At 71.4% G+C, this 10,404-nt stretch carries 7 protein-coding genes; 1 reads left to right on the forward strand and 6 read right to left on the reverse strand.

Going from position 1 to position 10,404, the window contains the following annotated elements; all coding sequences use genetic code 11:
* Window positions 1–172: 172 nt before the first annotated feature.
* From ACWCSD_RS38090 to ACWCSD_RS38110, 5 genes are all read right to left on the reverse strand, one after another.
* Window positions 173–1,174, reverse strand: coding sequence for a LacI family DNA-binding transcriptional regulator (locus ACWCSD_RS38090; protein WP_397158475.1), 1,002 nt, complete (start codon window positions 1,172–1,174; stop codon window positions 173–175).
* Window positions 1,175–1,282: 108 nt separating this feature from the next.
* A complete protein-coding gene (locus ACWCSD_RS38095) occupies window positions 1,283–4,411 on the reverse strand; it encodes a glycosyl hydrolase (RefSeq protein WP_449922205.1) in 3,129 nt (1,042 codons plus the stop codon).
* 4 nt (window positions 4,412–4,415) lie between these two features.
* Window positions 4,416–5,294, reverse strand: a complete 879-nt coding sequence (locus ACWCSD_RS38100) for a carbohydrate ABC transporter permease (protein WP_358299433.1) — start codon at window positions 5,292–5,294, stop codon at window positions 4,416–4,418.
* Window positions 5,291–6,178 carry a carbohydrate ABC transporter permease gene (locus ACWCSD_RS38105; RefSeq protein WP_397158481.1) on the reverse strand — a complete coding sequence of 296 codons (888 nt, stop codon included), beginning with the start codon at window positions 6,176–6,178 and terminating at the stop codon, window positions 5,291–5,293. Before ACWCSD_RS38105 ends, ACWCSD_RS38100 begins: the two co-directional genes overlap by 4 nt.
* Complete coding sequence (locus ACWCSD_RS38110) at window positions 6,162–7,541, reverse strand: ABC transporter substrate-binding protein (RefSeq protein WP_449922208.1); 1,380 nt, start codon at window positions 7,539–7,541, stop codon at window positions 6,162–6,164. Before ACWCSD_RS38110 ends, ACWCSD_RS38105 begins: the two co-directional genes overlap by 17 nt.
* Window positions 7,542–7,751: 210 nt before the next feature.
* On the opposite strand from ACWCSD_RS38110, the gene ACWCSD_RS38115 reads away from it, so the two are divergent.
* Entirely contained in the window at window positions 7,752–8,786 is a 1,035-nt protein-coding gene (locus tag ACWCSD_RS38115) for a LacI family DNA-binding transcriptional regulator (RefSeq protein ID WP_449922210.1), read from the forward strand.
* Here the strand turns inward: ACWCSD_RS38115 and ACWCSD_RS38120 are convergent.
* On the reverse strand, window positions 8,767–10,404 hold a 1,638-nt coding region (locus ACWCSD_RS38120; protein WP_449922212.1), incomplete at its 5' end, for an alpha-mannosidase. The two genes, ACWCSD_RS38115 and ACWCSD_RS38120, sit on opposite strands and share 20 nt — an antisense overlap.

The following is a 10,404-nucleotide window of genomic DNA, read 5'->3' on the forward strand; positions in this document are numbered from 1 at the left end:
TGGTCCGCACCACGGCGGCCTGCCCTCGCGCCTTCGGCATGTGCGGCCGGCTGCGCACGTGGGCGCCACTCCCCTGATCGGGCGGCCGGCTGCGCGCACGTGGGCGCCGCGCCACTGATAGGGCGGCCGACGGGTCCTGCGGCTGGATCGGCGCCGACGTGCGGGCCGGTCCTCAGGCGGGCGCCGGACCGGCCGTCTCGCGGACGATGACCCGGTTGATCGACCGGTCGGACGGCGGCGGCGCGGGCTCGCCGCGCACCGCCGCGATGAGCCGGGCCATCGCCTCCCGCCCCTGCACCTCCCGGTCCACCGCCACGGTGGACAGCGAGGGGGTGGCGAAACGTCCCAGTTCCTCGTCGTCCCAGCCGAACACGCTGACGTCGCCCGGGATCCGCCAGCCCCGTGACAGCGCCGCGCGTACGGCCCCCATCGCCACGTGGTCGTTCACGGCCACGATGGCGGTCACGCCACAGCCGTCGGGCAGACCGCGAACGGCGTCGTAGCCGGACCGGGAGCTCCAGTCGCCGAGCGCGACGCCGTACGAGACGAGCCCGCGGCGCGCGATCGTCTGCTCGAAGACGAGCCTGCGGTTGCGGGCAGAGGCCCAGCTCTGCGCGCCCGCGATGTGGAAGAAGACCCGGTGGCCGAGCGAGGCGAGATAGTCGATGATCTCCTCGACCGGGGAGGCGTCCGCCAGCTCGTTCGTCCCGCGCAGTCGGTCGTCGTAGTCGCCCGTGACCACGATGGGCACCGGCGAGGCGGCCGGATCGGTTTCCAGGGGCGTAAGCGACAGAACGCCCTCGACCTGCCCGGATCCGGCCAGCTCCAGCACCCGCTCCGCCCTGGCCCGCGGATCTCCCTCGACACTGAGCACCTCCAGTTGGAAGCCCTCGGCGTGCGCCGCGGCCGCGGCGGCGCGGAGCATGCGCGCCGGCCACAGGTAGTCGGAGGCGGGCAGGGTGACCGCCAGCCGGTTCGTGTGCCGGGTGCGCATGGAACGCGCGACGAGGTTCGGCCGGTAGTTGAGCTCCTGGACGACCAGGTCGATCTTGGCGCGGGTCGCCGGTCTCAGGGTCTCGTTCTTCCTGAAGTACCGGGAGACCGTCTGGTGCGACACGCCCGCGCGCCGGGCCACCTCGTGGATCGTGAGGCGCGGCGTCTCAGCCTCGTCCAAGGGCCCCCTCTCCTCGCGCTGCGCGTCACAGCCTAGCCGGTCGCCCGCGCGCCGCACGACGACGAAGTGATCGATCACCTCGCCGTCGCCCCGGCCCTCGTGGAGCCCTCAGGAGCCGGACGGCCCCTGGAGCCCGCTGGTGAGTCGTACGGGGAAGTGCCGGCCGGTGTCCTTGCTGTGGCCGATGCCGGACGACCACTCCAGATAGCCCTTCCTGCCGGGGCCGTCGTCGTCGTTGACCAGCAGGGACAGCGCGAACACCCCGGCCGGAGGTCCGTTGAGCCCCAGGCTCTGCCAGGGCAGGACGACGTCGTAGGCAGTGGTGGCGCCGGTCCTGGTCACCGCGAGCCGTTCCGTCGGGGTCGGGCCGGTGATCGCGATGCCGAAGGCGGCGAAGGTGTAGGCGGCCGGCCCGTCGGGCGTCAGCGCCAGGCCGATCTCGGTGCGTTCGGTGGAGGCGCCGGGGAGCGCGGGCGACAGGGAGAGCTGGATGGAGTCGCCGTTGTACAGGTTGCCCGCCGGGTTCTTCTGGGTGAACACGTCGTCCTGGACCGTGGCCTGGAGGCGCAGCCCCGTCGCCGTCTGCGTGATCCGGACGGGACCGCCGAGGTCTGCGGCACCGCCCCAGTCGCCGGTGTAGCGGAACCAGGTCGCGTCGGCCGCCAGGTCGATCGGCGCGACCGTGGTGGCCGTGTCGGGCTCGATCGGTCCCGCGCCGACGGACTGCCGCAGCTGGAGCGCGGGACGGCCGCGCAGCCTGACGGACACGTCGAGGTAGCCCTGCTCCCACACGCGCAGCGACGGAAGGGGGACGGCGTGCGAGACCTGCTTGCCGGGCTGCAGCGTGGTGGTGTCGTCGATCGTGCCCGACTCCTTGCCGAGCGTCCAGGTGATGCCGTCGAGCGTCACGGGGGTCTTGCGGGAGGTGTTGGACAGGGAGACGGACGCCTGCGCCCGGTAGCCGCCGTCGCGGACGAGGTCGACCCCGATGGCGGCGACCACGGGGGTGGTGACCCTGATCGTCGGCGTCGCGAGTCGTGCCACCTTCTCGTTCCCGGTGGTGGCCCAGCCGGTGACCCAGCTCGCCTTGCCGCCCGCGGGAGCGGGGAGGTCGAAGACGGTCTCGGCGGTGCCGCAGCCCTTGACCTTGACGTCGTGGCGCCGCCCGTCCAGGGTGATCGTCACCTTGGCGGGGACGGCGCGGCAGTTGCGGCCGGTGCGGTCGACGACCGCGCGCACCTCGATGCCCTCGCCGTCGGCGACGGTCGGCGGCGTCTTCAGCGTGATCGCGGGCGCGGGGTCGAGGGCGAGGGAGTCGACCTGGCCCCTGACGTAGACCGGGTGCTCGGTCAGGGTCACCTGGACGGCCCCGGCGTGCGGGCTCAGGGTGGCGGGCACGCCGTACTGGTCGGTGAGGGTGAGCGGCTGGGCGGTGCGCAGGGTCACGGTCCGCGGGCCGTCCGACGCCCACATGACGCGGACGAGGTCGCCCGCGGTGCCCCTGAAGGGGAAGGAGTACGTGGTCGCGTCCAGCGTGTCCCGCTCGGTGATCGTGCGTCCGGCGAGTTCGGCCGCCATCACCGCCTGCGCGACCGCGGCCGGCTTGGGCTCGGCGGCGTAGCGGGCCGTCGCGCGCCGGACCTCGAAGACGCCGAAGTTGTGCTCCTGGTTGTTTGGATCGGTTCCGTCGTCGCGGGCGTCGTACCAGTAGAGGCGGTCGGCGCCGCCGGCCAGGGAGAGCACCGCCGAGCGCACCAGGTAGTCGGCCTGCATGGCGTCGGTCGTGCCACCCGCGGTGTGGGTCGGCCAGCCGTACTCGGTCAGCCACAGCGGGAGCGGGCGGCCGGCGGCGGCGTCGATGGTCTGGCTCAGCGACGCCATCTGCGTGTCCATGCCTTCGGGCGGCGTCGGGTGGCGGTAGGGGTGGACGGACACCGCGTCCAGCGCCTGCGCACCGCCCTGTTCGAGCACCTGGCGCACGTAGTCGGCCGAAGCGCCGGAGATCGCCGGGCCCACGAGCCGGGCTCCTTGCGGCTTGGCGGCGGCGGCGGCCTGGAGGAGCTGCGCGTAACAGGCGGGGGTCCGGCCGCACAGGCCGTCGTTGAAGTTGATGTTGAACTCGTTGTAGACCTCGGTCGCCCGGGTGTAGCTCGCGAAGTGCTGGTTGACGGCGGCCGTGAAGCGTCCGTAGGCGGCCAGGCCCTCGGGCGAGCTGGGCGTGCGGTTGCCGTCGTAGAGCGGGTTGCGGTAGGCCGAGATCGGCAGCGGCTCGATCCCGGCGGCGTGCAGGGCGGCGAATCCGGCGTCGTAGCGGTCGAAGGTGTAGACGCCCGCCTGCTTCTCGACCGCCGACCAGCCCACGTCGTTGCGTGAGTGGGTGTAGCCGATGCGCGCGATGCCGTCGATGAGCTCCTGCTCGTACCCGTGCAGGCCGACCCCGAACGGCGAGCCGGCCGCTTCGGCGGGCATCGGCGGCACGATGCCGAAGCTCGTGCTCAGCGTCCCGGAGGTGAAGGTGTAGAAGCCGTTGGGCAGCGAGGCCAGGTCCACGACGCTGTTCCCGCCGGTGAAGGCGGCCGTGCCGCTCGCGACCTGCGTCCCCCGGGCGTCCTGTACGGCCCAGGGGGCGGGGGCCGGGTTCTGGGCGTCGGTGAACAGTTCCAGGGCGGCCTTGCCTGGGTCGAAGAGCAGGGAGTCGTTCATGACCCCGAAGTAGGTGGAGTGTTCCTCGAAGCCGGGGTTGGCCAGCAGGTTCCGGCCGCTGCCGTCCTCGGTCATGGTCAGGTCGTCCAGCCGTACGCCGGGGGTCACGTCCTGGGAGACGATGCGCAGGGAGAAGCTGGTCTGGGTGGCCGGGGTGGTGTAGGTCCAGGAGACCTGACGCCAGTCGTAGGCGCCCATCGGGAAGTTGAAGCGCTGGGTGCTGTCCGGGCTCAGCACCGCCTGCAGCGCGGCCGCCTTCGACAGCCCTTCCGAGGCCACCCAGGCGGTGAACCGGTAGAGCGTGCCCGGCTTGACCGGCACGGTCTGGGCGAGCTGCCCGTAGGTGTTCGGGCTGCTCGGCGTCTGGTTGACGATGCGCACCGCCGACCCGGTGTGGCCCTGCGCGGTGGCGGTGAAGGCGACCTCGGCCGAACCGCTCCTGCTGATGGCCCACGGGTCGAAGGTGTTGGAGTACGGGAGTTTCGGGACGGCTAACGCGGTGGTGACGAGGAGGAGCGCTGACAGTGTTTTCATCGGGTCACCCCTTGACGGCGCCGGCGCGGCCGGCGCTTCGTAGGAACTGCTTCTGGAACAGCAGGAAGAAGACCAGCGGCAGGATCACGGCGATGAACATGGCGGCGATGAGCGTGCTGGTCTCCGCGGTGGCCGAGATCTTGTAGAGGACGACGGACAGCGGCTGCAGATCGGGCGAGGGCAGCACGAGGAGCGGCCACAGGAACTCCTTCCAGGCCGACACCAGCGTGAGCAGCGAGACGACGGCGATGATCGGCCGCGACATCGGCAGCACGATGCGCCGGAACACCTCGAAGGAGTTGGCGCCGTCGACCTTGGCCGCCTCGAAGACCTCCTTCGGCAGCTCGGCGAAGAAGTTCTTCACCAGCAGCACGTTGAAGGCGTGCGCGGCGGCGGGCAGCCACACGGCCCAGTAGCTGTCGATCAGGTTGGCCCCGACGCCCGGCACGTCGATCACGGTCAGGTACAGCGACACCAGGGAGACGACTCCCGGGATGAACAGGGTGGCCATCACCGCGGCCGAGACGACCCCGGCGTACCTCGGCCGCAGGATGGCGAGGGAGTAGCCGCCGGTCAGGGCGACCAGCAGGCCGAAGAACCAGTTGCCGGCCGCGATCCAGACCGTGTTGGCCAGGGCCCGGCCGATGTCCATGCCGTTCCACGCCCTGGCCAGGTTGTCCCACCGGATGCCGCTCGGCCACCAGCCGAACGGGTCGCGCAGGATGTCCTGCGAGGTCGACACCGCCGACTTGGCCAGCCAGAGGATCGGTCCGGCCGCGACGATCGCGAGGCAGGCGAGCACGGCCACGATCAGCCCGGTGAACACCACGCGGGTCGCCGGCCTGCGCCGCTCGCCGCTGGACAGGATGCCACGCTCGTTCATGAGTGCTTCCACCCCCTCGTCGCGCGCAGGTACACCGCGGACAGGGCGGTGAGGAAGACGGCGAGCATCAGGCTCAGGGCCGTCGCCTTGCCGAAGTCGCCGGCGACGAAGGCGTACTTGAAGATCAGCATGAGCAGCGTGACCGTGCTGTTGTCCGGCCCCCCGCCGGTCATGACGTAGGGCTCGGTGAACACCTGGAAGGTGCCGATGACCTGGAGGATCAGCATGAGCAGGATGACCGGGCGCAGCTGGGGCAGCGTGATGTGCCACACCCGGCGCAGCACCCCGGCGCCGTCGAGCTCGGCCGCCTCGTAGAGCTCGGGCGGCACCGACATCAGCGCGGCGACGTAGATGATCGTCGTCGTGCCGAAGCCCGCCCAGGTCGCCTGGACGACGATGCTGGGCATCGCCGTCTCGGCGCTCTGCAGCCAGGGGAACGGTCCCAGCCCGGCCCAGCCGGCCACGGTGTTGAGCAGGCCGTGCTCGCTCGGGTCGTACAGCTGCTTCCACAGCAGCACCGCCACGACCGGCGGGATGATGATCGGCACGTAGACGAGCACGCTGGCGATCGTCCGCGTACGGCGCAGCTCCCCGATGAACACGGCGAGCAGCACCGGCACGGGGAAGCCGACGACCAGGGCCAGCGCGGTGAACCAGACGGTGTTCCAGGCGGCGGTGGCGAGCAGCGGGTCGGCGAGCACCCTGCTGAAGTTGCGCAGCCCGACCCAGGTGGGGTCGGTGACCAGGTTGGTGCGCTGGAAGCTGAGGACCAGGCTGCGCAGGATCGGCCACCACGAGAACAGCCCGAACACGATGAGCATGGGCGCGGTGAACAGGAGTTTCCCGAGGCCGCCGCGCTGGGTCCACCTACTGAGCGGCGGCATCGATCAGCGCCTGCGCGTCCGTCCGGGCCTGGGTGAGCGCCGCCGGGATGTCGGCGTCCTGCTTGGTGAGGACCTGCTGGGTGACGGCGTCGAGGAGCGCGTAGGTCTCCTGCGCGGCCACGGGCGGCTCGCCGAGGATGGGCAGTCTGCCCAGGCTGTCGAAGTAGGCCCGGTAGTGGTCCCGCTTGACGTTGACGTAGCCGGAGACCCAGGTCAGGTAGCGGTCGTAGATCTCCGGTGAGAACAGCGGCACCTCCGGTGCGCCCACGGGCAGGCCGCCCGCCTTGGAGGTCTCGGCCCACTCGACGGCGGCCTGCTGGTCGAGGAAGCGGTTCAGGTACCGGAACTTCACCCACTCCAGCGCGGCGGCCGCCTCGCTCGGGGCGGCCTTGGGGCTGACGACGGCGATGTCGCCGCCGCCCAGCGTGCCAAGGCCGGCGGCCGACTGCGGGAGCGGCGCGATGCCCAGGTCGTCGCCGGGCATGTCGCGGTTGCCGACGAGGTCGCGGTAGAGGTCGGCGCCGAGGACGGTCTGCCCGATCCGCCCGGCGGCGATGGAGTTGCGCATGTCGTCCTGGCTCAGCAGGAAGTTCTTGCCCGCGGCCTGGTCGGTCCACCGGACGTCGTGCAGGAACGTCAGCGCGTCCTGCACGCCGGCCGCGTCGATCGTGGACGTGACGGTGTCGCCCTGGCGCTGCTGGATCATGCTGCCGTTGGCGTAGGCCATCGTGGTGAGGATCCAGCCGCCGGAGTTGGTCGTCGTCGCGATCGTGAAGCCGGCCGCGTCGCTCGACCTGCTGATCGCCTTGGCGTTGGCGCGCACCTCGTCCCAGGTCTTCGGCGGGGTGTCGGGGTCGAGGCCCGCCTTCTCGTACAGCGCCCGGTTGTAGATGAAGGCCATCGTGTACGCGGCCGAGACGACGCCGAAGGTGTGGCCCTCCGCGTTCTGCGTCTGCTTGGCGACGGCCGGGTTGAGCCTGGAGAGCACCGCGTCGCCCTTGACCAGGTCGGTGATGTCGCGTACCTGGCCGTTGAGGGCGAGCTGCTGGATGTTGGTGTACGGCACCTGCATCGTGGTGGGCATCGAGCCGCCGGCGACGAGGGCGGCGAACGTCTGCGGGTCGAACTTGGTCTCCTCGCCCACCACGGTGACGTTCGGGTGGAGCTTCTGGAAGGCCGTGACCTGCTTGTTGAACAGAGCGAGATTGTCGGCGTTGTCCTTGGTGGGCATGTTGCCGACGTGGATCGTCACCTTGGCGTCCGGGGCCGTCCCGGCGTCGGGACGTCCGGACGAACACGCGGTGAGAGCTATGATTCCGGTCATCGCGATACCGGCGAGCCGCCAGTTTTTGTGATAAAGCATGACGAATCCCTCTTTGCGGGCATGGTGGCGATCGAGCTCGGGCGGTGTCGTGACCGCTGGGGGCTCACGCGGGCAGCAGTGGCGTGCCGGCGGATTTCATGGCGATGGTCAACCGGTTGACCATCGCCATGGTCGTGCTGATCCTGCTACTTTGTCAAGAGTCCGGAGAAACGTGGACGTCACCTGTTGTCACCGGGAGGACAGGAACTGATGGCGCGCAAGGCCGCTACCCTCGCGGACGTCGCCGCGGCCGCCGGCGTCTCGGTGTCGCTGGTGTCGAAGGTGCTCAACAACACCGGACGCGCCTCCGAGGAGACCCGCAGGCGCATCCACGAGGCCGTGGAACGCCTCGACTTCCGGCCCAACGCTCTGGCCAAGTCCTTCGCCAGAGGGCGGAGCGAGCTGGTCGGGATCATCATCGAGGACGCCTCGGAGATCTTCAGCAGCATGGTGCTGCGCGGCGCGGAACGCAGGCTGGCCGCGGCCGGGCTGGCCACGCTCGTGTGCGACGCCGCCGAGAGCGACCAGCGGCGTGCCCAGTTCGTCCGGGCGCTCGAAGCCCGTCACGTCGACGCCGTGCTGGTCATCGGGTCGGGGCCGTCGGGCCTCTACCCGTCGGTCTCCGACCGGCTGTCGTGCCCCGTCGCCTACGCCTTCTGCGAGTCCGACGACCCGGCCGACGTCTCGTTCCTGCCCGACGACCACGGCGCGGGGCGGATCGCCGCCGAGCACCTGCTGTCGCTCGGCAGGACGAAGATCGCGCACATCGGCGAGGGCAGCGAGCGGGGCGCCGAGCTGCGCACGCGCGGGTTCGTGGAGACCCTGGCGGCCGCCGGGCAGGCGGTGGAGCCCATCGTCGGCGACTGGTCCAAGGCGTGGGGCCTGCAGGCCGTCAACCGGCTGATCGAGGCGGGCACCGAGGTCGACGCCATCTTCTGCGCCAACGACTTCATCGCCTACGGCGCCTACGTCGGCCTGCGCGCCCACGGCCTGCGGATCCCGGAGGACGTGGCGCTGGTCGGCCACGACCACTTCTCGATGGACCCGCCGCAGCGCAGGTCGGGGTTCCTGACGACCATCGACCCCAACCTGCCCGCGCTCGGCGACGCGGCGGCGGGGCACCTGATCGCGCCGGGCACGGCGGCCGACTTCGCGCCGAAGCTCGTCGTCGGCCGCACCACCGCGGGTGGTCAGGCCGCCGGCGACCTCGCCACCCTGCTGGAGTTCATCGACCAGCTGCTGTGAAGCGCAACGTGACCAGCTGGAACGGGCGCAGCGTCAGCGACACGGCCCTCGGCTCGAACCGCGCGTCCGCGGGCGGCTCGACGTCGCGTTCGACCAGGTCCACGAAGCGGGCGGCCCCGACCCCCTCGACGCGCACGGGAGCCCTGGTCCCCTCCGACTCGTACAGGCGCACGATCACGTCGCCGCTGCGGTCCTCGGCGAGCTTGACCGCCTCCACGATCACGGCCGGGTGCGAGACCCGCACCAGCGGCTCGACCTCACGCCCCCCGCGCACGGCACGCGCCGGCACGTTCGCGCGGTACCCCTCGGCGACGGCCTCGCGGATGCCGGCGTTCGGCCTGATCGAGTAGGCGAGCGTGTGCCTGCCCAGGTCGGATCCGGGGTCGGGGAACATCGGCCCGCGCAGCATGGACAGGCCGACGGTCGTGGTCGTGCCGCCGTCCTGGCGGGTGTCGCGCACCACGTCGTGCCCGTACGTCGACTCGTTGGCGATGGCCACGCCGTACCCGGGCTCGCCGACGTGGATCCAGCGGTGCGCGCACACCTCGAAGCGGGCGGCGTCCCAGGAGGTGTTGGTGTGCGTGGGCCGGTACACGTGGCCGAACTGGGTCTCGGCGGCGAACCTGTCGGCGTGCACGTCCAGCGGGAAGACGAGCTTGAGCAGGGCGTGGCGCTCGTGCCAGTCGACCTCGGCGACCAGGTTGAGCGCGGCCGATCCCGGGCGCAGCCGCAACGTCTGCCTGATCGTCGAGTCGCCGAAGCGGCGGGTCACGACGATCTCCCCGTCGCCGGTCTCCAGGCTCTCGACCTCGTCGACGTCGCGGGCGACGCGCCGGTAGTGCTCGTCGATGTCCCAGGCGTCCCACTCGTTGGGGATGTCGCGGTGCAGCACCAGGCGGTGGCCCGCCGCGCCCGGCGCGATCGCCTCGCGGCCGGTCCCGGCGTCGCGCAGCGACACCAGGTGGCCCCGGCGGTCGATCACGGCCCGGACGAGCCCGTTGTCGAGCACGAACCCGGCGTCCTCCGCGGTGAGGGAGACGCCCGCCGGGTGCGTGGCGCGCTCACGGATGCCGAGCCCGTCCGTGGCGAGCTCCAGGTCGCCGTCACCGACGAGGACGCGCACGCTCTCGTCGATCACCCGGTCCAGCCGCTCCAGCAGGTCGGCGTTGTTCTGCTCGACCTCGTCGTGCACCCAGGCGATCGAGGTGCCCGGCAGCACGTCGTGGAACTGCTGCAGCAGCACGGTGTGCCAGCTGTCGGTCAGCTCGTCGTAGGGGTAGGCGGCGCCCTCGCGGACGGCGGCGGTCGCGGCCCACAGCTCGGCCTCGCGCAGCAGGTGCTCGTTGCGGCGGTTGCCCTGCTTGGTCAGGTGCTGGCTGGTCAGGCTCCCGCGGTGCAGTTCGAGATAGAGCTCGCCCGACCACACCGGCGGGTTCTCGTACTCGGCCTCGGCGCGTTCGAAGAAGGCCTGGGGCGAGTCGATCGCCACCGCCGGCGAGCCTTCCAGAGACCTGAGCCGCTCGGCGGCGGCGAGCATCTCGCGGGTCGGGCCGCCGCCGCCGTCGCCCCAGCCGAACGGCACGAGCGAGGTCCCGGCCACGCCCTTCTCCTTGTAGCT

The organism is Nonomuraea sp. NPDC001684 (assembly GCF_053596515.1).

What these genes read in the sequence shown, in the direction of transcription:
- ACWCSD_RS38095 (WP_449922205.1), bottom strand. Translation starts at nt 4,411, where the DNA reads ATGAAAACACTGTCAGCGCTCCTCCTCGTCACCACCGCGTTAGCCGTC.
- ACWCSD_RS38100 (WP_358299433.1), bottom strand. Translation starts at nt 5,294, where the DNA reads ATGAACGAGCGTGGCATCCTGTCCAGCGGCGAGCGGCGCAGGCCGGCG.
- ACWCSD_RS38105 (WP_397158481.1), bottom strand. Translation starts at nt 6,178, where the DNA reads ATGCCGCCGCTCAGTAGGTGGACCCAGCGCGGCGGCCTCGGGAAACTC.
- ACWCSD_RS38110 (WP_449922208.1), bottom strand. Translation starts at nt 7,541, where the DNA reads ATGCTTTATCACAAAAACTGGCGGCTCGCCGGTATCGCGATGACCGGA.
- ACWCSD_RS38115 (WP_449922210.1), top strand. Translation starts at nt 7,752, where the DNA reads ATGGCGCGCAAGGCCGCTACCCTCGCGGACGTCGCCGCGGCCGCCGGC.